The sequence below is a fragment of the Enterobacter cloacae complex sp. IR5402 genome, from assembly GCF_049238125.1.
Lineage (GTDB): Bacteria > Pseudomonadota > Gammaproteobacteria > Enterobacterales > Enterobacteriaceae > Enterobacter > Enterobacter hormaechei_C.
The window spans coordinates 220,591-243,486 of the sequence record NZ_JBMKHO010000007.1 but is presented as its reverse complement, the minus strand read 5'-3'; the positions used below and the strand labels follow the sequence as shown (position 1 = coordinate 243,486).

Genomic DNA, 22,896 nt, shown 5'->3' with positions numbered 1-22,896 from the left:
TGATCGCTATCACCAGGCGCAGCAATCACTACGATTTTGACGTTAACCACAATGTTTCTTTCATCACTACAACCAACTGATGAACAACGCGAAAACTAAATAACAATCAATGGGAAACTTTTATGATCATCGCTATGTATTGGTTATTTGCATTTTACGCAGTATGGACATTAACGAGAAAACACGGAGTTTCCCCTCTACGAGGAATGAATGGGACGAAAAGAACGAAATCCAATTAAACGGATAGAACAAGCAACACGCGCCAGCAAACGTAAATACACCTCTTCTCTACAAGACCTCGCACGAGAGTCTATTCCAGGAGAATGGATCACCGAAATAATAGAATACCCTGCAACGGTGCCCGTAGGGGCTGAGTTTGAACTATTGCAGGATGTTTTAGCATCTTCGGATAACGTCTTCTATAAACCACGCCGCCGCCGTGAATACCAAATTGATAGCAGTGATCTTAGATCCTGGCAGGTGAAGGGGTGGGAAAACTACGCCGATTTTGTCGGGTATTGCCAAACGTGGGGATTATCCCATCACACGCAAGACCTCGATTTTATTTTTCACGATGAAAAGGAAACACACGATTAATGCACCTGGAAACAACTCAAACAAAGCGATTCGCCCAGCACGTTAAATGCTGTGAATGGTATTTCACTGAGATCGAAGCAATCAACAATGACGCTTATCTGACGGATGACGAGAAAATAACTGCGCTTGATGACCTGGAAAACAGAGTCCTTACTCTCGCAGCGCCTTTCCTGGCTGCTGCAAATAAAATCAAAATGACAATGGAACAAATAAAAAATGACTAAAACCGATATTGACCTAATGCTACAGGAATTTCACGAGCAACTACACATTCCGCTTCTTGATGCGACTACGGAAGCCTACCGACAGGGAACCCCTGAGAGCGTTTCTGAGGCCGTTAAACAGCTTCATCTGGCCTCAGTTGTTATGCAAGGGATTATAAGCGTAGTGGAGCAGTCAGAGAGTCTGAACGAGGATCAAGACGTACTACGCGAAGTGTCTCAGGTGGCTCAGTCCCTCGTGTCCTGTATGCAGGATTTAGACGGGCTTGCGCAGGACATAGCCGAAGAATACGCAGCACTCGAATTTGAATAAAAATGCAAGAAAAGTGAATAAAATGTTGGTTTGGGTATTGACAATTCGTAACGGAAATGTTACTATAAGATAAGGGTTGAGTATTCGAATCACTTCTCCCATAGATGGCTACTCCTCCCTTGTAGGGTAGCCCTCTTCTCTAAAATCATTCCTTCTGTGATTTTTGTTTGGTCCTTTATTGCTACGTTCGTTTGTTTCTAACAAGGGATCTCCACTGCCCTATTTATTGCCTCTTCTCAATGAATAGGGGATATCCGGTGGAGAACACCTTCCCTTTGAAAGCAATAATTCACAACGAGTGATTTTATAGAAGAGCAATCCTGCTCTTTACTTCTCATATCCCGTTAGGATTGAGCCGCATACGGAAGTATGCACCCTTATTAATTATTAAGTCGAAAGGCTTGGTAGTGATAAGAAATTCCAATAGGGCGATCATTCATCCTTAGCGTGTTTTGCAACGACACGGAATGATCCCCAGGCTGGTTTATAAGATTTCCAGCTATCCCAAAGAAGCGGCTTTATTGCCGCTTTCTTTTTATCCCACAGTAACAAAAAAGTTAATGCAACGCGAAGGAAACAAAAAAGATGTTTCTACTTAATAACAAATCGCGTGTACTCAAATATAAAAATGATGTTCTCACCGTCAATCCTCAGATGATTGAGATGGTGGCTCAGTATGCTGGTTGTTCGGTTGATGAAGTGATCAAAGCGATGGATACGTATTTTCCTGACGAATCACCAAAACAAGAAACAACTATTCAGGATTTGATTGCACGTAAAGTAAAGGAATCAACCAAACAATGATTATTGATCTTGATACGCTGTTCCCGCAGCGCCTATCACCAACTGATATTGTCAGTTATGCCACAGACACATTCGCCTCTGTGGAAAGCAAAATTTTTGCATCTCTTCCTGCTGATGTTGAATGCGGCGATGTGCTTGATAGCACGGGTGCTCTCTACGCCTCCGGCGCTGATGCCTTTGTGGTGGTGAGTGAATTTGTCACTGCTGGCTCTAATAAAGCCGTCAACGTCCTACGCTCTCCGGCGCGTGGCTCTCTTGTCTGCATCAAATCGGACAACCTCACCGCTGCTGATGGCGCACATGATGCCGCTGTAGCTGCTCTGGCTGCTCAAGGCTTCCAGATGCGCGAATTCTTCACCAGTTAATCAAGGAAGGAAAATACTAACATGGCTATTTTAGGTCAAAACTACGTGGATCTTTCTCCACTCTTCAATCTTAACCCAACACGCAATTATCTGCTGGCCTCACTGGGGCTGTTCGATGGTGTGGGCGTTTCTTCTCATAAAGTGGCGGTGAGCCGTCTTGTTGAAGATAACCGTTCTCTGTTCAATGAGCCTACAGCGCGTTTCTCAAGTGAGCATAACGTGACAGCACGGCAGAACGGGAAAGAATATCTTGTGGAGCTTCCCTTCTATATGCGTGAGGATCAGATCACTCCAGCAGATATCCAGGGCAAGCGCAAACCTGGCACGGACACTCAAGAAACCCTCACCGATTTATTCACTGATTACACTCACAAGCACAGCGTGGCGTTTATGCGTACTCGTGAAAGCTATCTTGCTCGTAGCCTGTTCTCTGGTCAGGTGTATACGCCTAAGACAGACGATCTGTTAATCGACTTTGGCGACCTGTTCGGCGTAGCGCCGATGAATGCAACTCTTGATCTGTCAGCTACTGATAGCAGCACTCTACGTGCGATTGACGATATGGTGAGCCAGATCACCGAAGCGGCTCAAGGTATGGCGTCACAGGTAGAGAGGATTATCGTTTTCGCCAAGGGTGGATTCTATAGCGATCTGCGTTTCAGCCCTGCGATGGAAGCGGCTTTCCGATACGTGTCACCACTTGATGAAGGGAACGTTGTTTATCAGCGCCGTGAACTACTGCCAGGTGTAAGCACTTTCAGCATTCCAGGGACAAACTGCGACGTGGTGAAGGTGACAGATCCGCTGCTCTTAGCGCAAATGGGTGATGCCGACGCTATCGCTATTCCGCAATTTGCGGCTGGCTCCGGCGTTTACCAAAATATTTTTGGTGCCCCTTCGAGTTCCTTCCAGCTACTTGATTCTACCCCAGCAGAAACCTATAGCTGGAGTTATGAAAGCGAACGTGGTGACGTGGTGAACGTGATCTCGGAAAACTCAGCGCTAAGTGTTAACCACGGGTTGGGCTTCTCTGTTCACATCAAAGCCTCAGAATAAGAGCGATAGACGGTAGTTCTTCCCGTCTTGGAAAATAACAGAAGAGCTTTTAATCAGGGGCGTAGGGAACTGGAACACGCAAAGCAAATGCGCCAGCCCTTGCCCCTTTTTTATTTCCAGAATAAGAGGAAAGATAGATGCAGGTAGTACTAAAAAGCGCGGGGCTTCACCTCGCCGTAAATGCTGAAACAGCAGAAGAGTTATTAAATCTGGCGGGAGTGTGTCGTGTGCTTGAAATAGATCACGGTCATCTGCGTCAGTTATTACACCGTGGGCGTAGTGTATCTGAGGCACTCAACTACCTGGTGAGTAAGAAAGGTGGTGGTAATGCTTGAAATCCACACAAGTTCTATCAAGAACACCGTGACATTCAGCGTTGATCGTAATTCAATGAAGGAAGCTATGGACGCTTTCGATCAAATTCAGAAGAAAGCTAAAGGCATTAAAGACCCTACGTTGAATATGAAAAAATTCAGCCAGGGGCTTAAATCTGCTGAAAGGGAACTCGATAAGCTGAATAAGAAAGCCTCTAAGCCACGTAATAGCGATGAACGAGAAAAGGCAAGGGCAGCTAAGGCGCAAGCCCGTGTAGAGGCTCAAGCAGCGAAAGAGGCCGCGAGAAACGCACAGCGCCGTGAACGTGCGGAGCTAAAACTCCTCGACACCGCGAGCAGCTTTAGAAGTATGCACCACCTTACCAATGTTGAGCTTACACAGGCCGCGCTTGCAGCGTCACGGATCACCAAAGCCTATGCAGCAGGAACTATCTCTCTACAACGCCAGAACAGCGAGATTAAGCGTTTACAGCAGAGTTACAGACGCATTAACGCAGAGCGTAGGGAAGCAGCTAAACGAGGCGCTACGGCTCCTGTAGGCGGTTCTGGAGCGATTACAGGCGGGCTTATGGGCTTAGGCACTGGTGCGCTTGCTGGCGCTGGTATTGGTGCGGCGGCTTATGGCGCTTATTCATGGGGGAAAGAGGCTGTTACAGCACAGGAAGAGCGTAGTGAAATTGTACAACGTGCGAAGCTGGGCGGGGTGGATTACAACGTTTTGCAGGCACTTTCGCAGTATGCCACGGCTAACGGTATTGATTCCGGTATGGGAATTCAAGGACAACGTAAGCTACTGGACTCGGGAAAAGACGTCTCCGAAAAGCTGGCAGACAGCTACACCAACAGCACCTTTGATAAGAAGTCTGGACAGTGGAAAGGCGGAAACGCTGCTGTAGATACAGCCCTGAACATGGGATTCACTAAAGACGATCTGAAATCCTACCAATCCAATCCGTTTGGCTTCGTCTCTGCTTACACCAACACCATGCAGGGGAAAGGCTATTCACAAGAGCAAATCCTTCATAACCTGGAAGACCTTGCAGACGATTTAGGCTTGTATCACAAGGCATTTTCTAATCAGGGCAAAGCGATCACTGATCAGGTGGACGTACTCAAGCGTAACGGGCAGTGGTTGAACCAGGAACAGCAAGATCAGCTTGTTGCATACCGTAAGTTTAATCAGGAAATGGACATTCTCAACGATAGCCAGAAACTGGCATTCTTCGAAGGGTTTATGTCAGAGATTGACCCTGAAACCATGCGAGAGTTTAAGGACGCTATGCAGGAGGCGTTACCCTTCTTCAATGGGCTTGGGAAAGCTGCGGGTGATGTAGTGGATGGTCTGATGAAGCTAACCAACTGGATCACTGGAAAGCTCAACCTCCTCAATGGGGATAACACCTCTAAAGAAGCTGTTAGCCAGCACTACGGCACTACGTCAGCACCTGCACAGCCAGGAAGTAACCCAGTGGCTAACGCCTATGGAGCCAGCCAGCCGAAAGCGGATGGTCATGAGCATAATGTATTCGACACAGTGCGCGAATGGTGGAACGGGACAAGCGACGCTAAAGATGTGAGCAGCTACGCGCAGAGCACCAACGGAGATTACTCTCCTGTTTCAATGTTGAAACAGAGTGCAGCAGCGCCAGCTAAGCCAGCCAATGCACCGATCATGCAGCCTGTAGTGTTGCAGAATCAGCTACCGGAAGGGCTTATCCATCTAACTATTTCTCCTGATCCGACATTCGGAAACATGCTGAATGCTACTGTTGATCAGCGTATCAGTGATAACAATCAGCGTATGGTGCTGGCTGTTTCATCTGGACAAGGGACGGGGGGCTAAATGGCAACACCTGGAAGTTTAACTATCGGGGGCAGCGATGCCTCCCGTATCAATTCAACTCAGAACAGTAATAACAGCAGTGCTACCCGCACCAAAGGTGAAAACGGATTCACCATCCTTGCATCTGTATATAATTCGTCCTCAGATAGCTATATTCAGAACTATCAGGCGATAGTGTTTGATGCTGTGACGGATACGGGAGTCCGTAGACAGGCTGATATTACCAGCTATCCCGTTGAGAGCGGGGCAGAGGTGAGCGATCACGTTCAGATTAAGAATAATACATTCAAGCTCTCGGGGATTATTTCCGAAACTCCGGTGAGGCTGGAAAAGGATTTGTTATACAGCGCTGGTGTGAATGGCACTCGTATCAGTCAAGCTATCGAATACCTCGATAAGATGTTTGACAGTCGCCAGCCCATCACATTAGTGACAGAGCACAAAGTGTACGAGAATGTTATTCTCTCCGGCATTTCCTACGATTATAAATCTGAATACGCGATGCAATTCGATCTTGAATTTGAACAGATCAGGCTTGTCAGTAAAGCTACAGTTAATGTGATTGCAACTAAAACGCAGGGAAATAAATCTGTAGGCGGTACGGTGAAACAAAAGGTAGTGAACAATGCACCTAAGAAAACCGAGGGTGATACGGTTACTACGGAGTTTAAGAAATAAGGGGCTTACGCCCCTTTTTTCGTTTCTGGAAAGATGATTTCTGGATAATCCACCATTTCCACATAGTCGGATAGCTCTTTCATGGAACACCCCGCGCTGTAGGTTTTGAATGCTTCTGTAGAAGCGGCTTGTGAAGAGTGCCCCGTGATGTAGCCGATCCGTTGTTCGGGTACTCCGGCACGGTCGAGACACGTGATAAAATGCCCCCTCAAACTGTGAAAGCATTGACGGTCTGTAGCCATAGGCACTACGCGACGCCGTAAGCGGGTGAATGCTTGGGAATAGAATGGTCCTTTCTTACCGTCTTTGCGTTCAATCTTGTTAGCCTGTGGTAACAGGTAATCTCCAGTGTTCAAACTCAGATAATAATCCACCATGCCGATCAGAAAAGCATGGATAGGAATGTGTCTGATGCCAGCCTTCGTCTTGGATTTGCTAATGTAGAATGTCCGTATCCCTTCCACCATAACGATCTCTTCTTTCTTCAAGCTGGCGATTTCGTCAAGCCTTGCACCAGAGAACAAGCCGATCAGAATAACTGCTCGTAGCTCTTCGTCTGCTTCGTTGAGTAGTGTAGATAGCTGATGCCATTCAAACGGCTGATAGCTTTCAATGGTTCGACGTGCTTCGAGGTTGTGACCATGAAACGGGTTGAGCGGCGCTATAGCGTCGTAGCGACGTTTGGCGAACTCGTACAGGCTACCTAACGATGTAAGCCAGTTTTGCACCGTCTGGGGCGCTACATCGCGTTTCTGCTGTTCTTCTATGAAGTCTGTAACTAATCGGCGTCCAATCTGATCCAGACTGATATCAACTTTCCCAATACTCTGGAGAAACACCTCAACGGCTCGCGCTGATTTGCTCAGGGTGGAGAATGATCTCCTATCCTGGTATGCAGTAGCGTATTCATCTCGTAAGAAGCACAGATGAGGAATCGAACTGGCTCGCTCTTCAATCAATGGTTTATTCTTGTTCTTCCTGATTTGAGAGTGCAGGGAAGTGATCGCAAGCTGAATACGCTTATCCTCAGTATCAGGCTTGAACTGTTCTTTAAGGTTGTTCCACTCTACCAGCATGTGGTTACGGAAGTGACGCGCCTTGTAGATATCTCTTGTCCCTGTACTTTTCCGGTAGAGGCGTTTCCCGCCGAACATGTGGCGCATGTAAGACGGGATGTAGATTTGAAACTGCCATACACCGTCCGGTGAAAGATAAAGATACTCCTGGCCCTTGATTGTCATGAGACTGATCCTCTAAAATCTCGCAATCAAGTATCAATAATAGTTACTATGTTGATTCGATGATCGTCGCGTTGCGGAAATTATGAAACAGAGTTTCGATTCCCTTCGCCCGCTCCAAACAAACATTTCTCAACGTCTAGCCAAGTCTACTAAACCCACCAACCACAAGAGCTAGCGCTAATTCTCGTTATTTCTACGTCTACTTTCATCTACCGGAATCTATACATCTATGTGTATAGTAATGCGTATAGCCCGCGCTCTACACTCTGGAACTATACACAATGCCACTTACAGACCTTGAAATCAGGCGCTCTAAGCCACGCGAGAAGCCCTATACACTCAATGATGGTAGCGGCCTGTCTCTACTCATTGAGCCGAACGGATCGAAGGGATGGCGTTTCCGGTACCGTTTCGACGGAAAGCCCAAAATGCTGTCGCTTGGCACATATCCGCTCGTATCCCTTACTGATGCTAGGCAAAAGCGTGATGAAGCAAAAAAGCTGGTGGCCTCGGGCATTAACCCCAGCGACGTGCGCAAGAGGGATAAGCAGGAGCGACAGAACGAGATTGGTAATACTTTTGAGGCCATCGCCCGCGAATGGTACGAAAAGCGCACTGATCGCTGGTCTGCTGGTTATGCCGAAGAAATGATGAAGACGTTTGAGACTGACATATTCCCGTTTATTGGCGGGCGCCCTATCGCTGAAATTAAGCCGATGGAACTTATGGGCGTCCTTTCCCGGCTGGACGAGCGCGGGGCGACCGAGAAGCTACGTAAAGTTCGGCAACGCTGCGGCGAGGTGTGGCGTTATGCCATCGTTACTGGCAGGGCTGAGTATAATCCCGCACCTGATCTCGTTAGTGCTTTTGTCCCGCATAAGAAAGAGCATTACGCATTTTTGAAACACGAAGAGTTGCCAGAATTTTTTAGAACGTTGAATACCTATAGCGGCAGCATTGTGGTTAAGTTGGCAATGCGCTTGCAGGTGCTTACTGGTTTGCGACCCGGTGAACTACGGCAAGGGGAGTGGGCTGAAATTGATTTTGAAAAGCGCTTATGGGAAGTACCACCTTCCAGAATGAAAAAGCGCCGTCCTCACTGCGTACCATTATCCGCTCAGGCTATTGCCATTCTGGAACAGCTAAAGCCAATTACCGGGCATTATCAGTTTATTTTCCCTGGCAGAATTCATCACAGTAAGCCGATGAGCGAAATGGCTATGAATGTTCTCATACGCCGCATCGGGTATGCGGGGAGAGTAACAGGCCACGGTTTCCGCCACACCATGAGTACCATTCTCCACGAACAGGGCTATAACACCGCATGGATTGAAACGCAGCTCGCCCACGTCGATAAAAACTCTATTCGAGGCACATACAACCACGCTCAATATCTCGATGGCCGCCGGGAAATGCTTCAATGGTATGCCGACTATATGGATGCGCTGGAACACCATGAAAACGTGGTTCACGGGCGTTTTGGTAAATCCTTATGACTGGATGAATAGACAGTGATAGTTAATGCGGGTAGACTTCTGTAGACGAACAAAGAATAGGCTATGTCTAGGCTGATCCCCGAAAACCCGTACACCTCTGCGGGCTGGCATAGCCGCCAAAATCAGGGGGCGCGAGGTGGCGATATGGCATTACCAAAGAGGGAATATTATACCCTTCAACAAGCCGCTAAAAAATCAGGTTGTGAAGTTGAAGACCTTCTGCACTATGCAGCAATTGGCGTATTACAACTCTGCGTACATTATGAGGAGAGCAAAAAATCAGATAGCGCTTGTTATTTTTATGCCTCTCTATCTGATGATTTATTAGATGAGTTAAATGACAATCCAGAAGGTTTTACTATGCATTATTCCTCTAAATATAATCTTATATCTATGGACTCTAATGCTTATTTCTTCACTGCCGAGGATGATCAGCCATGCTGGGCCGATAATGTTAAGGGATGGTTTGCTATCCCACATACCGAACTAACATTACCTGCGTTCGAGAACTCCAAAAAAGCTGATGTTTTTCAACTTATACATCCGCGAAATAACTTGAATAAAAATACCGAGGGGTGGGGATTTTCAACGGAAGGATTTGATGTGAGTGGTCCTTGTTTTTATGAGGCGAAGACATTCTCATCAGACGATTTTGTTATAATGGCGGATGAGTTAGATATTCTAATCAATGGTGGGATGAAGATTGATCTCTTTGGCCTAGCTGATGAATCTGCCCGGATTAAAAATGTCGTAACGGAAAGTGTTGGAAATAAAACATTAACGTCGATGGCTAAACTGATTAAATCATTACTTTATCTTTGTTATAAAGATGAAGATGTTATAAACAACCCCCGAAAGCACTTTGATAACAGTCAAAGTGAAATCAATAAGGATTTTGATACGCTCGGGCTTAAACTTCCATCAGGAAAAACCATCGACAAATGGCTACGAGGCGTCGATCTCGATAAGAAATGAAAAGTGGAATATTCCAGGAGTGTTTTGGAATATTCCGAAGTCGTGATATCTACAAAGGTAACCTTCACCCGTTGTCTATCAGCGTCTAACAAGGGCGCATTAGTTAAACTGGGGGTTACATGTCACAACCGTCTCTAATTCGTTTTCATGAAGTACAAAAGCGTACTGGCTATAGTAAGGCGTGGTTATACCGCCTTATGAGCGAGAAACGTTTCCCCGCAGCAATTAAAATTGGTTCCCGCTCTATCGCTTTTATTGAAAGTGAAATTGACGAATGGATTAATCAGCGCATCACTGAGTCACGTGGCGAGGTGGCGTAATGGAAAAGAAAAACCGCCCCGTACAGCAGGCGGCTAACTCAGATATTCGCACATCTGATATTACGCCGACCACCAGCCCTGTACAAGTACCTAAGCGTATCCCAAAGAAGCACCGCGCCCGCGTCTATATGCTGCGCACTGGTGTAGAGGGATGGACAGAGAATGACATCCTGCGCTATTGCCGTCTTTCATCCGGGCGTAATTATGCGTCTGAACTGGAGCGCCAGCTTGATATTCAACTAGAGCGTATCGACGAGAAAAACCCGGATGGTATCGGCGCACACCTGCGCTACCGCTTTTCTTGCCGTGGCGACGTTCTCAAGGTGATCCAACTTGTGAACCATAATGCCGCCATTAATGAACATCACGGGTTATCTCAGCAGGATATTACTGACATTCTGAACCTCTACCCGAACGCGTTTAACGCCGCATAACGGAGCCGAAAACATGACTATCGAAAAAAGCCGATTCAATTCGGAGGCCGCCCCACAATCCAACACTTGCCAGGGCGAACATAGCAATAATGACTTTGCCGCGATTGTTCCCGTTATTTCCGGTCAAATTGGCGGGCGTGAGGCCAGTATTGTTAGCGCTAAGGCACTGCATAAAGCGCTCGGAGTAGGTAACGACTTTTCAACCTGGATCAAACTACGCATTGATGAATATGGCTTTAACCTGAGTGCTGATTACGTGGTTTTTGATTCCTCAGATTTCAGGAATCAAAGTTCAAATTTTGAACAGTGTAGCCCCGGATGGGTGACAAAGCGTGGCGGCGACCGTCGCAGTAAAGATTATGGCCTTTCTCTAGGAATGGCTAAAGAACTGGCAATGGTTGAGCGAAACGAACAAGGTCGCGCCGTTCGCCGTTACTTTATTCAGTGTGAAGAAGCCCTACAGCGCAGCGTGCCAGAGATTGCCGCTCAGTATCGCCGTCAGCTCAAAGCTCGTATCGGTGCCGCCAGCCTGTTTAAACCGATGTGCGTAGCACTGGAAAGCGCCCGCGCAGAACAGGGTAAACAGACGCAGGCTCGCCACTACAGCAACGAGAGCAACATGATCGCCCGCATTGTTTTGGGTGGGATGACGGCGAAGCAGTGGGCGCAGGCGAATAGCATTACTGGCGAACCACGCGACAGCATGAACGCCGGGCAACTGGAACACCTCACCTACCTGGAGAGTACCAACATTACGCTGATTGATATGGGTATGGGATATGACCAGCGTAAAGCCGAGCTAATCCGCCTCTCTCAGCGCTGGTTAGCTAAACATCTGGGGGCTAATCATGCTTAATGCCGCCGTCCAGAATAAAGCCTTTCCCCTGGCTGGCCTGATGTGTACCTTGCGCGGGATCGCGCACACGCATGAGGGTAAAGCTGGCATAACAGTGCCAGCTAATGCCAGCTCCTCATTTTCTCGTCGTGGTGACGCGGAGAGTTTCGAGACCAGTATGCGCACGAAGATTTATTGGGGGTCACTACGCGAGGAAGATTTTTCCATCATCACTACACGAGGCGGGAAGATTTTTCTGACATCACCAATAGATGCAGGGAATTTATGCCACAGTACGCGCACGCGCGAAGGTGAGTTTCTGGAGTCCATAAAAAAGGGCTTGCTGACTATCGCCGACCCGGTTTATGGTTATAGCGCACCAGCAAAATCTGGTGCCGGGATTGGTCTCCCGGTAAATCGAATGGCGACACACGACGCGCCTAGCGTCTTTTTTTGTGTCGTTAGCTCAGTACACCTCTTTTTCAGCGGTGCGGGTATTATCCGTGTCGCTCGCAAAATTATGGTGGGCTGCGTGGGGGCTTCTTCGGAAGCGCCGGTGACCATTCGAGCCGGTAAGACCAACTCTGCGCAGTCCACCACCAGCAAGATTGGTCTCTTCGGTGGTGGGTTAATCCCAAATCGAATGGAGGCTGCCATCATGGCTACTACCCCTACCCAATATCCGCAATTTATCTGGTTAATCGCAGCCGTTCGCCGCGATATGCCGACAATTGCCGCCAAAATCCATCATATTGCTGCCGAAAGCGAACGCGAAGCCCGCCGCACTCTGGCGCGGGATCACGTCTGTTTCTTTGCAGGCCGTATCCGTCTGGAGGTGGCAGCATGAGCCAGTTACAACTGATTGATGCCACCTGTCAGATTGAACAGGCACAGGCTGTTTTATCCATGTGGCTGGAGAGCACCACCAAAGACACTAGCCCCGACCTTCCGCGTCTTATCGGTTCAATCCTCACTTTGCTGCATGGCGTCCCGGAGGCAATGGAAGAAGCCGAAAGCAAGCTGGCTGACTATGTGATGCGTGAATATCGGGAGGGCAAGTCATGAGCTATCACGCAGAGGCAACGCCGCACGGCGTCAATATCATGACCCGCAATGATGCCGGGATATATGAGCATGTAGCCATTATCACCTATGAGAGCGCTGTAAGCCGTCTGGATGCGGGAGAGTACGACGATACGCCAGATATCGGCTACGCCATTCATTTTGCCGTTGCTGATGGCGGGGCGCGTGGCTGGTTCGACTTTACTGCGCAGCATAACGTCACTATGTGGCGCTGGCTGATTGCTGCGACGTTCGTTTCTGAGATGAAGCGCGAGAACGGCACAACCTCCGTTACTGAGTCTGACGGCACATCATCGCAGGTAGCGATTTACTCCAATGGCAAAGCGGCACTTCCGGTTTATCCGTTCGCGGAACGTCTTGCGATGGCGAACAACATCGAGGGCGCAATGATTGAGCGATACGGCGTCGAACAGGGTACGGAAAAAGCCATTGTGTTTTATCAGGCCATGCTGGATACGGAGCGCGGCGAGCTGACCCCGTTCGGACGTGAAACGCTGGCAGAGCTACACGATCACTTCATTGCTGATCTGGATGAAAACGGCTGGCCTGAAATGCCAGCGGCGCACTGAGGGAGCGACACAATGCGTAATATCGACCTTATCCGCGAAGTGACCGCCGCCGCCGCTGGCAACTGGCCTTATGTGCTGGCTGGCCTGTCTATCGACGTGCCTGATTCATCACGCCGCCATGCCCCCTGCCCTGCATGTGGCGGTAAGCGTGTCTCAGTCTGCTTACGCGCTGTTTAACGGCGTGGGGAAATTGCAGGGGGCGAAGGAAGGCGGCAACCGGGATTTAAAGCGCTGGCGCACCGTGGCGATCAGTACCGGGGAAATGGACTTAGAAACCTTCATAGCCACCGCCGGACGCAAGACCAAAGCCGGGCAACTGGTGCGCCTGCTGAATATCCCGCTGAGTAAGGCGGTGCGCTTTCACGATCACCAAAACGGCAAACAACATGCCGACGCACTGAAAGACGCATATCAGCACCACCACGGCGCAGCGGGGCGGGAGTGGATCAAGTGGCTGGCAGACCATCAGCAGCAGGCCATTGATACCGTGCGGGAGTGTGAAGCCCGCTGGCGCAGCCTGATACCTGCCGACTATGGCGAGCAGGTTCACCGCGTGGCCGCCCGCTTTGCCATTCTGGAGGCGGCATTGCTGTTAGGTGAAGTTGTCACCGGATGGGATGCTCAGACGTGTCGTGATGCGATACAGCACAGCTACAACGCCTGGCTGCGGGAGTTCGGCACCGGCAACAAAGAGCACCAGCAGATCATCGAGCAGACTGAGGCGTTTCTTAATGCGTATGGATTCAGCCGTTTCGCGCCGTTCCCCTACAGTTCTGCTGACATGCCCGTTAAGGATCTGGCGGGGTATCGTCAGAAGGGGAACCACGACAGCGACCCTGTAATCTTCTACACCTTTCGCGGCGCATTCGAGAAGGAGATCGCGCAGAACTTTAATCCGACGCAGTTCGCCGAAGTTCTGAAAAATGCCGGGATGCTAAAACCTCCAGCTAGCGGGCGTGGTTATCAGCGTAAATCACCGCGTATCGACGGGCGACAGATTAACGTTTACGTCCTGACCTTCCGACCAGAAGATTATGACGAGCCAGAGGAATAGCATTTTTCACATACGTAAAAAGGGTGTTGGTTCAGTCAGTTCAGTTGGTTCAATATGTAAAATTTGTTGTTTTATAAATGATTTTATTTTCGTTTCGAACCAACACTGAACCAACAAATGCCAGTTTTGAACCAACATTCTTTGATAAGGGCATTCACTCTGGCAGGCAGTGAACCAACAGAAAACCCCTCTGAACCAACACAAAATCGCCGATGTTGGTTCAGTAAAACCCAGTGGTGGCGAGGGCTGGAGGTCAGTGAACCAACTGAACCAACTGAACCAGCACATTTTTATTTATATAGAAGCATTGAGTCAGTTTTGATCTTAGGCTACTGACGGGTAATTAGCTGCGTGCTAGGATTTATCCGAATATTACTAATGGGGATAGGGACATGAAAAGAACAATTTTAGCGTGCGTTATTGCTGCCACTCTTCTGTCCGGGTGTGGCCCAAAGGAATTAACTCCTGAGCAAAAGCAGGAAGTGAGCAATCTCAAGAGCGAGCTTTCGCAGACGGAAAAAGAAATAGCCGCAGCAACAGAGCAGCAGGGGCAGTTCACGGGTGGATTAATCAAAAATCTCACGACGGCCAGGCTTGAAGTGCTGGGAACGAATAAAGCCCTTTTAGAACAACGTATCAATGCTATCGAGTCGGGCGCTAAGATTGATTTAGCCATTAGCGGTGTTAAACCAGACCCAGAGGCGGCGGCGGCTTTAAAAACTGAAATTGATAAGCTTGCTCTCCAAATCAGCGATGCAAAAAAGGAAGCAAGCCAATACAGCGGTGGTCTCGTCCAGGTGCTGAAACTGTCGACTGTTGCGACTCAGGAACAGACAATGGCGATGCTACAACAGCGGTACCTTTCGGCGATGTATGGATTGGCCGAGGTTAAAGTCTCCACTGAGCAGGCTAATACGGTTACTGCTGCAAAACAAACACCACAACCATCGCCAGCAGCCACTAACTCACCATTGTTACCCCCGGGCGAAGGACCGTTTGGTTTAGATGTTGGTTTATCTAAAAAGAATATTGAGGATATGACCGGCGAAGATCTTAAACCTGTGGCAAATAGTGCTGACCTTTACACATCTGCATCGTTGCCGAAAAAAAATGCTGACTTTGAGGCTTATGGGCTTTTAATCTCCCCAGATGCTGGCCTATGTCAAATAAGGGCTGTGGGTAAAAGCATTGATACTGATAGTTTTGGCATTGCTTTAAAATCCAAATATGAGGAACTTAGCGACTCACTATCCTCTATCTATGGTAAAGCTGATAAAAATGATTTCTTGATATCAGGTTCAATCTGGAAAGAGCCTAAATACTGGATGATGTCCTTGGATAAAAAGGAGCGGTTTCTGTCAGCGGAATGGAAAGGAACTAAAGAAAAACCACTGAAAAATAACCTGCTCTCCGTATCTATCGAAGCTAGAGCGGACGGTTCCGACAAGGGGTATATTTTTCTTCAGTATAACTTCACTAATAACGATATTTGCAAAGCCGAGATTGAAGGCGCGAAAAAAAGTTCCCTTTAGCTAACATATTGGATCATATTCGAAACCCGCTTCGCGGGTTTTTTATCGCTATCTTTAAGCGTCTCGAGAGTCAGCGACACGATTACTGATATTAAGAAGGAGGCACTGTATGTCACGATAAAGGGTGAGAGAGTTCGCAGTAAGGTTCGCACCAGAACGGCTGTAAATTCTGGACTGTCCTGGACGGATTTTAATCCCTTGTAGCGCTAAACCCGCGCCAGCAGAGGGCTGGAAGCCAGAGCGTGATTTAGGTCGTCCAGAATATTCAGGTTCGCGCCACTGGTTCGCAGTACGCAGTCAGGTACGCGGCAAAACTGCGCATTCAGCGTGCGTACCGCCGGATGAATATTGCGAATTGCGCAGTTTCCAAAGTGACCACGGAAAACGAAACGGATACCAATGCGCAAACCATCCTGAAACCCGCTCCATTACTGGATTTATAGATATACAGTGCGCAAAATAGTGCACAATTCGCAGTTAAATACGCATATTATTTCGTATTCATTTTTGCGCACCGTTCGTAGTTAATGCGCAGTAATTCGCAGGAGGCCAGCCAGTGAGAGACAGAACGCGCAGCTATACCACCGACCTGCCCCGTATAGGGTTGCCATTCCTTGCGAACATGCGTAGCAGGCTGGCGGACGCTGAACAGGGTACGCAGCTTTATACCCAGACCGAAAGCGGAACGTTGTATACCTTCCGGCAAGCCGACAGCTACGCCATGACAATCAACGGCGTGACGCGGGTGATTCGCACTACAACCACGCAGGCCGGGTATGGCGTGCGGGAATGGTACGTTTGTCCCCATTGCGTGAAACGGGTAGCGAAGCTGTATATCGGCAAGAAAGATATTGGCTGCCGGGCGTGCTGGAAACTTCACTATAAAAGCCAGAGCGCCGACAAACTGGACAGGATGCGCATGAAGATACGCCAACAGCGATACGCGATATGGGGCAACAATGACCTTACCAACAACCTGTTTAATGATATTCGCATGTTCCCAAAACCAAAGGGGATGCGCTGGGCTACGTTTGACAGGAAGCGGGCAGAGTTGTCAGCAATGGAGATGGCTTACTGGCAGGCATTCAGTCCGGTAGTAGATAGAATCACGGGCGTGATTGAGCGTAAGACGGGGAAAGCAGCCAGAGGCATTGGCCTGACTCTGTAAAAGCAAAACGCCCGCACGGGGCGTCAGGGAACGGGATAGACTTCTGCGACAATTTGCATTCGCCGCCAACATAGCAAGCCGTCCACATCAAGCAATAAACTATCACCGGGAGGGGGAGGCCAAATCTCTGCAACCCTGAGCCTTACTGACTGCCCGCCTCATCGAATGTTTATACGCGCGAAAAATAAAATTTAATCCGGGCGTGTTTCATCCTTCCAGAGGGTATGACGTATGACACCACGCGAAATAGCTTTATTGACCACCGCCAAACTGGAGCACGAAGGCCACCAGCTTACCCCGGCAGATCAACGGGAGATAGAACGCTCAGTTAATGCCGATATAGCCCGGCGTGACAAATTCCGCGAAATGATGCGATCACCCGCCTACCAGTGGAAGAAGCCCGCGCCGCGCAGGTAGATTACCTTTATTCACCTTTATATATTCGAACAACAAAACCCCTCGCAGGTCTCGCCAATAAAGGGATATAGCAGTAACTATGACTACCGAATGGTAAAGCTACGATGCCAGTCGCTGGTTTCCAAACTTGAGGTTTCCAGGACAGTTTCAACCAAATTGCGGATTATCAGTCAAACGCACCGGGTATCTTGCGCGGTGGATGGTGAGCCATCACGCAGAATCTTTAAATGGCATTTTACGATGGGCAATACCCGTGGTTATATGCGATTATTAACGAGAGTGGACAGTTATAGACGAAAACATACGGCAGGAGATTGGATAATGGCAGTTACAACCCTTAACAGCGTAGCGGATTACCTGCTTTGCTTTGCTCAAGAGCATGGGGATGTTATGACGCCGCTGAAATTACAAAAGATGGTGTTTTATGCTGATGCCTGGTACATGGCTCTCAATGATGACAAAGAATTGATCGCTGACCAGTTTGAAGCATGGGTACATGGCCCCGTTGCACGAGATCTATACATTCGATTTGCTGACTACAAATGGCAACCGATCACCAGCGAAATAAAATGCCCGGAACTTCCGGACGATGTTTCAGAGCACCTGAGCGAAATCTATAACGTATTCGGCAGGTTTTCGGCCTATGAGCTTGAGCAGATGACCCATCAGGAAAAGCCCTGGCTAATTGCTCGTGGTGATACTCCATCTGATGCCCCGTGTCGTAACGGCATAGACAAAGGTGTCACTGCTGAATTTTACCGCAGCATGATGGATGCTTAACTATGGCTAAAGGGAAGATTAAAGCGGGGAAACTTCCGGTAGCAGATAACAAAATTGTTGCCGGAACGCCCAATCCGACGACAACAACCCTTAGCTTTTCTTTCCAGTACATTGATCCAGCACATGCGAAATTTGGTTTCTCCGGTCAGACAGCGGCTTACTTTTGTAAAGTACTTGAACGGCTTAAAGATATATCGAGCCTGACATCACTTGAGTTTACGACAAACCGGAATGCGGCGCTCAAATCCCACTGTATTGAGTGGAAAACGACCTCTGAGCCTGACGGTTTTACCCACCTTAACGAGCAATTCCAGAGTTTTACACCTTATCAGTTTGCGATATCACGTAATGAGTACGGCCGTATACATGGTTTTTTCATAGGCAACGTGTTCCATGTTGTATGGCTTGATCCTGACCATCAGCTTTATCCCGGTCAGTAGCAGCAAAACACCCACCTAAACCTACACTATTTGTTCACGACGCATGTACCAGCTAAAGATAACCATCCGAGACAGCAAACCACCAATATGGCGGCGTGTGCTGGTTCCAGAGCAAATCCCCTTTAGTAAACTTCACGCGGTGATCCAGTTGGCTTTTGGGTGGAATGACGAACACCTGTACATGTTCGAGAAAGGGCGTAAAGGTGATCCAGGTCGCGAGTATCGCGTATGGGGTGAGGATGAAAGCATGGGTAACGCGGCAATCACGCCATTATGGGCGGCGCTCCAGAACGAGGGTGACAAGCTGGTTTACACGTATGACTTTGGCGACTGGTGGGATTGCCTTATTGTACTGGAGAAGCAAACACATGATACTAGTATCCAGCCTGTTAGCTGTTTGCGCGGGAAGGGGACTACCCCGGCGGAAAATTCGGGTGGTTTGCATGGTTACAATGAATTGCTCTTACAGGCCAGAAAGTCTGATAATCCTGAACAGGCAGAGATCCACGATTTCCTGATGCTGGATATTGAACGCCGGGTTTACGACCTGAACAACATTAACGACAGATTGCAGGCTCTTAACTGACCCGCATGTATTCGCCTGATATTGCGTTATCAGCGCCGCCAGTATCGCGCATAACAGCGCACTGACCGGGTAAACCGTAGCGCACGACCATTGCGTTGGTTTCACCGCCGCGCCGTACCTGACGCGACTCATACACTGTTACACGCTCCAGCAGCCCACCAGCAACCATGCTTTCCAACGTACGCCGGGTTGATTCTAGCTGGTGGCGCTTATCGAACGACATCATGCCATGAAGCAGGTAGGCCACGCCCGACACATCGAACGGCGGCGCACCAATTTCACCTGTCACCCATTCGAGGTTATCCGGTTCAAAATAGCTGAGTATCTCTTTTTTGCGGTTGGTCATTCTCATGGCTGGCTGATTCCTTATTGTGGGATAGAGGTGTCATACAATAAGATGTGCGGCGGCAAGATTGTAGCCGTGAAGTTTAAGCCATCAATAGAGAGGGAAAGCGCCTACGAACAGCCCTAGCGAGAGATAAATGTGTATAGGAATGTGTATAGGCGCAAAAAGAAAAACTCGTGAAAGGGCTTTTGGTGTGGCTTTGCTATGGTTTGTTCTACTCCCTTCGCCGCTCCAGTCTCCTCATAAATTAACAAGTTATAATTTATCAGTTAGTTACTTTGCTCCGCTTTAGCAGGTACAACTAAAACTACCCAATGTTCTATGCCCGTATCTGGCGTCGCGTGACAGGGTCTGTAGTACAAGGAAACATATCATCCACGCTGGCGGTGGTTCCAGTTTCTTACCGCGACAGCACAACAACGAACTAAAAGCCGCATATCTGGCATAACTCCCGAAAACAGGTTTATGGTGATAACGTACCTACAAACGACATGTAGGATCTATCAGCGTTTCAGCCACGCTCCCGCAAGGGTACACGGTTATCCTGATAAGGTGTGATCCCTCTGACAGTCTGATGTTGTCGCCTAACGGCTCCACTTGTTGCTGTATCACCAACGGGGCTTTATGGCTTCTATTGTCTGAAATCTGATTCATTGGACAAACATCATGTGGATTGCTGTAAAGTTCATCAGTATGATTGCTTGCACAATCAGCGATTGGGAAAACACTTCTGGGAGATAAGGGACGAGACGATATGAAAGTGACTGATGAGGCTTTGTTACGTTCAGGGTTTACGCAGCCCGAATTGCAGAAGATAAAAAGCAACATTGAAAAATATGGAGGAACGCTTGGAGAGGCCATAAATGACCTCGCTAGGCGATTTGTTACCTTGGCGGGAGTGGTGGCTGTGTGTGCCTTAATCCTACTGCTACTTATCGTCTTCAGCTCACCTGATAGAGCAGTTGCATGGGGGCTGGCGATGATCTTTGGGGTTGCCATTATGTCCTTCGCGCAGCCGCCGGTAATTTCCTATAAATCCTGGCGTTACCGAAAAACTATCAAGGATTAACTGGTTCCATTTTCGGTTGTCAATAGATCGAAAATCACTTTTGCTTTAACACCATAACCGACAATCTTCATTGTTAGCTTAGGAGTGCTCATTGTGCTGACTTTGCGATAGTAATCGTGTGGAAGCCAGCGAAATAATCTCCAGGCTCCAGTTTTTCGAGCGAGTCCTACAATGCTGTACACACTGGCACCGAGAGTAACACCATTATAGAGAGCCAAGCCCGTGTTAGGATTAAATCCCATGAACTGGGCCGTATGCATCGCGGAGTCAGCAATGATACCTTGCGAGGGTTTATGTCCTTCTGGCTGATCAAAGTTGAGCACTTCTTTCGTTAATCCGTTCATTCCATCGGCAATCAGGACTGCCCCAGCCAGCATACCAATCGGCCCCATAGTGGATAACATCATAAAGCCACCAAAGAGAACCACGCCTGATAGCACCACGTTTACGGCGGATATAACATAACCGACGATTTTATTATTTTCCTTAACAAACTCGACCTTCGCGTAAAGCTGTGCGGCTCTGGTTCTTAACAGGCGTTCTTGTTCGTGTAGATTATCTGTTTCAGCACGCAGATTTTTGATGCATGCAATGCATTCTTCATCGGTTTTAGCTCGTCGTGCTGTTTCAAATTCTTTATCTACAACCTGTTTTATCTCTTCGACAAACTTGATACGTGTAAGACCATCTTGCAAATAGAATGCTGACAGCCGGTTTGCTGTTTCGACGAGTTTCCGGGCCTCTAGATTCACCATGGTATCTGACCATGTTCTGTTCCTGCCCCTGTTAAGCAACGCAATATCCATTAAAGACTCCTTCCCAAAATGTGTCTGGTCATTTTAGGTGCAATAAGGTCGAAGACCATAGGAAATACTTTCACAACCCACCCCCGTGGGTGTCCCGTCTCTTTATCCTCCCAGTTTACTTCCTCCTGCTTAAAATATCCCCGGCTCTATTATAGATCCGCTGAGTGGAACGATTAACCGCCTAATAATTTCACTGGATCTGCATGAAATATTCTGGTGTTGCCACTGCGTCACACCGCTTTGCTTACGTTGCAATTTGCCTCGCTTTATTGCAACAGGCACAAAGCTCTCTTTTCGTAGTAAAAAGCCTTCTTTTGCTAAACAAGGAATCACCCATGGCATAACACGCTAAGTTGCACATTTCCTGTACCCTGGATACCCTGAGATTAATCCTAATAACTCAAGGGTGAGTATGGCTACCGGGAAGAGAAAGAACCAAAAGGAATCACCTGAAGAAGAGTTAGATCGCTTGCTGGATGAGCTTGAACTCACAGAGGAGCAACGGGAGTTTATCGAATCCATGCGGGAGGATAAGGGCGATCCCAGTAGTGAGTAACGCTTGCCTTCAGCCGAACGAATACGAATGGCCGCATAACGGCATTGTAAAGATCTTTTCTCCTCACGAGGGCTTTCCGTCAGCGTCGATGGCTCAGCGTACCGTGCCAGAAATTGTCCTGAAATGATGCGGTATTCAGACCGGATCGAACTACTATTCATTATGATTTATCAATGCATTATACCCTGACCATGTGCATGTAAAATCGCGGAGCCGGGAGAGTTGACGGCAATGTAAAAGAAATCATGAGGAAAGAAATATGGCTGCTACAAACGGTATGATTGATACTGATGACGCTGTAATTTTACTCATCGACCATCAGAGTGGCTTATTCAACACGGTACGTGATGTGCCTGTACCAGACCTTCGTAATTATGTGACAGCGATAGCCAAAGTTGCCACGCTTTTAAATATCCCGGTGATCACCACGGCCTCTGTTCCTGACGGTCCCAATGGCCCGCTCATCCCGGAAATTCACAAATATGCACCCCATGCCGTGTATGTTCCACGCACCGGGCAGATTAATACCTGGGATAATCCGGCGTTTGTGAAGGAAGTGGAAAAGACGGGCAGAAAGACCCTGATTATTGCCGGCACGCTCACCAGCGTCTGCATGGCGTTCCCTGCGGTTAGCGCTGTCCAGGAGGGGTATAAGGTTTACTGTGTTGTGGATGCCTCGGGGAACTGGTCCAAAATCGCGACCGATACCACCATCGCGCGCGTGGCTCAGGCGGGGGCGATCCCTACCGATACGTTTGCCATTGTCGCTGAATTAATGAGAACCTGGAACCGCGAGGAAGGTTCTCGCTTTGCTGAGATCCTGGCAGAGCATGTCTGTCCGGAATATAAGTGCCTGATTGAAAGTTTCGGCAAAGCTCAGGAAATTGCCAGAACGGGCCCGGAAACCAATCTGGAGCATTATAAGTAAGTCCTAATAAACCTGTATAAAAGTTGCTGGATTTTATCGTCCTGTACCT

The 22,896-nt window shown here is 48.3% G+C and carries 31 protein-coding genes and 1 pseudogene; 28 read left to right on the top strand and 4 right to left on the bottom strand.

Going from position 1 to position 22,896, the window contains the following annotated elements:
- Positions 1-210: 210 nt before the first annotated feature.
- The 9 genes from ACOTXL_RS14495 (at position 211) to ACOTXL_RS14455 (ending at position 6,212) form a co-directional block, all read left to right on the top strand.
- Complete coding sequence (locus ACOTXL_RS14495) at positions 211-597, top strand: hypothetical protein (RefSeq protein ID WP_045350907.1); 387 nt, start codon at positions 211-213, stop codon at positions 595-597.
- On the top strand, positions 597-821 hold the full coding sequence (locus ACOTXL_RS14490) for a hypothetical protein (RefSeq protein WP_023304375.1): 225 nt from the start codon (positions 597-599) through the stop codon (positions 819-821). The genes ACOTXL_RS14495 and ACOTXL_RS14490 overlap by 1 nt, the downstream gene beginning before the upstream one ends.
- The gene (locus ACOTXL_RS14485) at positions 814-1,131 is read left to right on the top strand and encodes a hypothetical protein (RefSeq protein ID WP_023304374.1); all 318 of its coding nucleotides are present in this window, start codon (positions 814-816) and stop codon (positions 1,129-1,131) included. Before ACOTXL_RS14490 ends, ACOTXL_RS14485 begins: the two co-directional genes overlap by 8 nt.
- A gap of 585 nt (positions 1,132-1,716) precedes the next feature.
- Positions 1,717-1,935, top strand: a complete 219-nt coding sequence (locus tag ACOTXL_RS14480) for a hypothetical protein (RefSeq protein WP_045350906.1) — start codon at positions 1,717-1,719, stop codon at positions 1,933-1,935.
- A complete protein-coding gene (locus ACOTXL_RS14475) occupies positions 1,932-2,300 on the top strand; it encodes a hypothetical protein (protein WP_032658661.1) in 369 nt (122 codons plus the stop codon). Before ACOTXL_RS14480 ends, ACOTXL_RS14475 begins: the two co-directional genes overlap by 4 nt.
- Before the next feature lie 21 nt (positions 2,301-2,321).
- Positions 2,322-3,356: a major capsid protein gene (locus ACOTXL_RS14470; protein ID WP_039271866.1), complete on the top strand. Its 1,035-nt coding sequence runs from the start codon at positions 2,322-2,324 to the stop codon at positions 3,354-3,356.
- 137 nt (positions 3,357-3,493) lie between these two features.
- Positions 3,494-3,691 carry a hypothetical protein gene (locus ACOTXL_RS14465; protein WP_045350905.1) on the top strand — a complete coding sequence of 66 codons (198 nt, stop codon included), beginning with the start codon at positions 3,494-3,496 and terminating at the stop codon, positions 3,689-3,691.
- Positions 3,684-5,534, top strand: a complete 1,851-nt coding sequence (locus tag ACOTXL_RS14460) for a hypothetical protein (protein ID WP_045350903.1) — start codon at positions 3,684-3,686, stop codon at positions 5,532-5,534. The genes ACOTXL_RS14465 and ACOTXL_RS14460 overlap by 8 nt, the downstream gene beginning before the upstream one ends.
- Positions 5,535-6,212 carry a phage baseplate protein gene (locus ACOTXL_RS14455; RefSeq protein WP_045350902.1) on the top strand — a complete coding sequence of 226 codons (678 nt, stop codon included), beginning with the start codon at positions 5,535-5,537 and terminating at the stop codon, positions 6,210-6,212.
- Between the two features lie 5 nt (positions 6,213-6,217).
- Here ACOTXL_RS14455 and ACOTXL_RS14450 read toward each other — a convergent pair whose 3' ends face one another.
- Complete coding sequence (locus ACOTXL_RS14450; protein WP_045350901.1) at positions 6,218-7,453, bottom strand: tyrosine-type recombinase/integrase; 1,236 nt, start codon at positions 7,451-7,453, stop codon at positions 6,218-6,220.
- A 281-nt stretch (positions 7,454-7,734) separates the two neighbouring features.
- Between ACOTXL_RS14450 and ACOTXL_RS14445 the strand changes: the two genes are divergently transcribed.
- The 11 genes and pseudogenes from ACOTXL_RS14445 (at position 7,735) to ACOTXL_RS14395 (ending at position 15,751) form a co-directional block, all read left to right on the top strand.
- The gene (locus tag ACOTXL_RS14445) at positions 7,735-8,949 is read left to right on the top strand and encodes a tyrosine-type recombinase/integrase (protein WP_045350900.1); all 1,215 of its coding nucleotides are present in this window, start codon (positions 7,735-7,737) and stop codon (positions 8,947-8,949) included.
- Between the two features lie 63 nt (positions 8,950-9,012).
- Positions 9,013-9,924, top strand: a complete 912-nt coding sequence (locus tag ACOTXL_RS14440) for a hypothetical protein (RefSeq protein WP_072050223.1) — start codon at positions 9,013-9,015, stop codon at positions 9,922-9,924.
- Between the two features lie 119 nt (positions 9,925-10,043).
- Positions 10,044-10,244 carry a helix-turn-helix transcriptional regulator gene (locus tag ACOTXL_RS14435; protein ID WP_033144711.1) on the top strand — a complete coding sequence of 67 codons (201 nt, stop codon included), beginning with the start codon at positions 10,044-10,046 and terminating at the stop codon, positions 10,242-10,244.
- Positions 10,244-10,678: a hypothetical protein gene (locus tag ACOTXL_RS14430; protein WP_033144712.1), complete on the top strand. Its 435-nt coding sequence runs from the start codon at positions 10,244-10,246 to the stop codon at positions 10,676-10,678. Before ACOTXL_RS14435 ends, ACOTXL_RS14430 begins: the two co-directional genes overlap by 1 nt.
- A 13-nt stretch (positions 10,679-10,691) precedes the next feature.
- A complete protein-coding gene (locus ACOTXL_RS14425; RefSeq protein ID WP_045350898.1) occupies positions 10,692-11,534 on the top strand; it encodes an antA/AntB antirepressor family protein in 843 nt (280 codons plus the stop codon).
- Complete coding sequence (locus ACOTXL_RS14420; protein ID WP_096904999.1) at positions 11,527-12,360, top strand: host cell division inhibitor Icd-like protein; 834 nt, start codon at positions 11,527-11,529, stop codon at positions 12,358-12,360. The genes ACOTXL_RS14425 and ACOTXL_RS14420 overlap by 8 nt, the downstream gene beginning before the upstream one ends.
- On the top strand, positions 12,357-12,578 hold the full coding sequence (locus ACOTXL_RS14415) for a hypothetical protein (RefSeq protein ID WP_023063310.1): 222 nt from the start codon (positions 12,357-12,359) through the stop codon (positions 12,576-12,578). Before ACOTXL_RS14420 ends, ACOTXL_RS14415 begins: the two co-directional genes overlap by 4 nt.
- Positions 12,575-13,165: a hypothetical protein gene (locus ACOTXL_RS14410; protein WP_045350897.1), complete on the top strand. Its 591-nt coding sequence runs from the start codon at positions 12,575-12,577 to the stop codon at positions 13,163-13,165. The genes ACOTXL_RS14415 and ACOTXL_RS14410 overlap by 4 nt, the downstream gene beginning before the upstream one ends.
- 12 nt (positions 13,166-13,177) lie before the next feature.
- On the top strand, positions 13,178-13,342 hold the full coding sequence (locus ACOTXL_RS14405) for a hypothetical protein (RefSeq protein ID WP_157845142.1): 165 nt from the start codon (positions 13,178-13,180) through the stop codon (positions 13,340-13,342).
- A pseudogene (locus ACOTXL_RS14400) lies at positions 13,308-14,219 on the top strand (DUF927 domain-containing protein); the annotation flags it as partial. The gene ACOTXL_RS14405 and the pseudogene ACOTXL_RS14400, both read left to right, overlap by 35 nt.
- A gap of 392 nt (positions 14,220-14,611) precedes the next feature.
- Positions 14,612-15,751 (top strand): hypothetical protein, encoded by a 1,140-nt coding sequence (locus ACOTXL_RS14395; RefSeq protein WP_045350896.1) that lies wholly within the window; start codon positions 14,612-14,614, stop codon positions 15,749-15,751.
- Positions 15,752-15,957: 206 nt separating this feature from the next.
- On the opposite strand, the gene ACOTXL_RS14390 is transcribed toward ACOTXL_RS14395, so the two are convergent.
- Entirely contained in the window at positions 15,958-16,158 is a 201-nt protein-coding gene (locus ACOTXL_RS14390; protein WP_045350895.1) for a hypothetical protein, read from the bottom strand.
- 149 nt (positions 16,159-16,307) lie between these two features.
- On the opposite strand from ACOTXL_RS14390, the gene ACOTXL_RS14385 reads away from it, so the two are divergent.
- The 5 genes from ACOTXL_RS14385 (at position 16,308) to ACOTXL_RS14365 (ending at position 19,142) form a co-directional block, all read left to right on the top strand.
- Entirely contained in the window at positions 16,308-16,919 is a 612-nt protein-coding gene (locus tag ACOTXL_RS14385) for a hypothetical protein (RefSeq protein WP_045350894.1), read from the top strand.
- A 231-nt stretch (positions 16,920-17,150) separates the two neighbouring features.
- Positions 17,151-17,336 (top strand): hypothetical protein, encoded by a 186-nt coding sequence (locus tag ACOTXL_RS14380; RefSeq protein WP_045350893.1) that lies wholly within the window; start codon positions 17,151-17,153, stop codon positions 17,334-17,336.
- A gap of 321 nt (positions 17,337-17,657) precedes the next feature.
- On the top strand, positions 17,658-18,116 hold the full coding sequence (locus ACOTXL_RS14375; protein WP_045350892.1) for a Panacea domain-containing protein: 459 nt from the start codon (positions 17,658-17,660) through the stop codon (positions 18,114-18,116).
- A 2-nt stretch (positions 18,117-18,118) separates the two neighbouring features.
- On the top strand, positions 18,119-18,556 hold the full coding sequence (locus ACOTXL_RS14370) for a hypothetical protein (RefSeq protein ID WP_045350891.1): 438 nt from the start codon (positions 18,119-18,121) through the stop codon (positions 18,554-18,556).
- A 43-nt stretch (positions 18,557-18,599) separates the two neighbouring features.
- Entirely contained in the window at positions 18,600-19,142 is a 543-nt protein-coding gene (locus ACOTXL_RS14365) for a plasmid pRiA4b ORF-3 family protein (RefSeq protein ID WP_045350890.1), read from the top strand.
- Here the strand turns inward: ACOTXL_RS14365 and ACOTXL_RS14360 are convergent.
- Complete coding sequence (locus ACOTXL_RS14360; protein ID WP_045350889.1) at positions 19,135-19,494, bottom strand: hypothetical protein; 360 nt, start codon at positions 19,492-19,494, stop codon at positions 19,135-19,137. The genes ACOTXL_RS14365 and ACOTXL_RS14360 overlap by 8 nt on opposite strands.
- A gap of 748 nt (positions 19,495-20,242) precedes the next feature.
- Between ACOTXL_RS14360 and ACOTXL_RS14355 the strand changes: the two genes are divergently transcribed.
- Positions 20,243-20,557, top strand: a complete 315-nt coding sequence (locus ACOTXL_RS14355) for a hypothetical protein (RefSeq protein WP_003862882.1) — start codon at positions 20,243-20,245, stop codon at positions 20,555-20,557.
- Here the strand turns inward: ACOTXL_RS14355 and ACOTXL_RS14350 are convergent.
- Positions 20,554-21,363, bottom strand: coding sequence for a DUF4225 domain-containing protein (locus tag ACOTXL_RS14350; protein WP_045350888.1), 810 nt, complete (start codon positions 21,361-21,363; stop codon positions 20,554-20,556). The two genes, ACOTXL_RS14355 and ACOTXL_RS14350, sit on opposite strands and share 4 nt — an antisense overlap.
- A gap of 412 nt (positions 21,364-21,775) precedes the next feature.
- Between ACOTXL_RS14350 and ACOTXL_RS14345 the strand changes: the two genes are divergently transcribed.
- Positions 21,776-21,919: a hypothetical protein gene (locus ACOTXL_RS14345; protein WP_015571788.1), complete on the top strand. Its 144-nt coding sequence runs from the start codon at positions 21,776-21,778 to the stop codon at positions 21,917-21,919.
- Positions 21,920-22,178: 259 nt separating this feature from the next.
- The gene (locus ACOTXL_RS14340) at positions 22,179-22,847 is read left to right on the top strand and encodes an isochorismatase family protein (protein ID WP_017382881.1); all 669 of its coding nucleotides are present in this window, start codon (positions 22,179-22,181) and stop codon (positions 22,845-22,847) included.
- Positions 22,848-22,896: the final 49 nt, after the last annotated feature.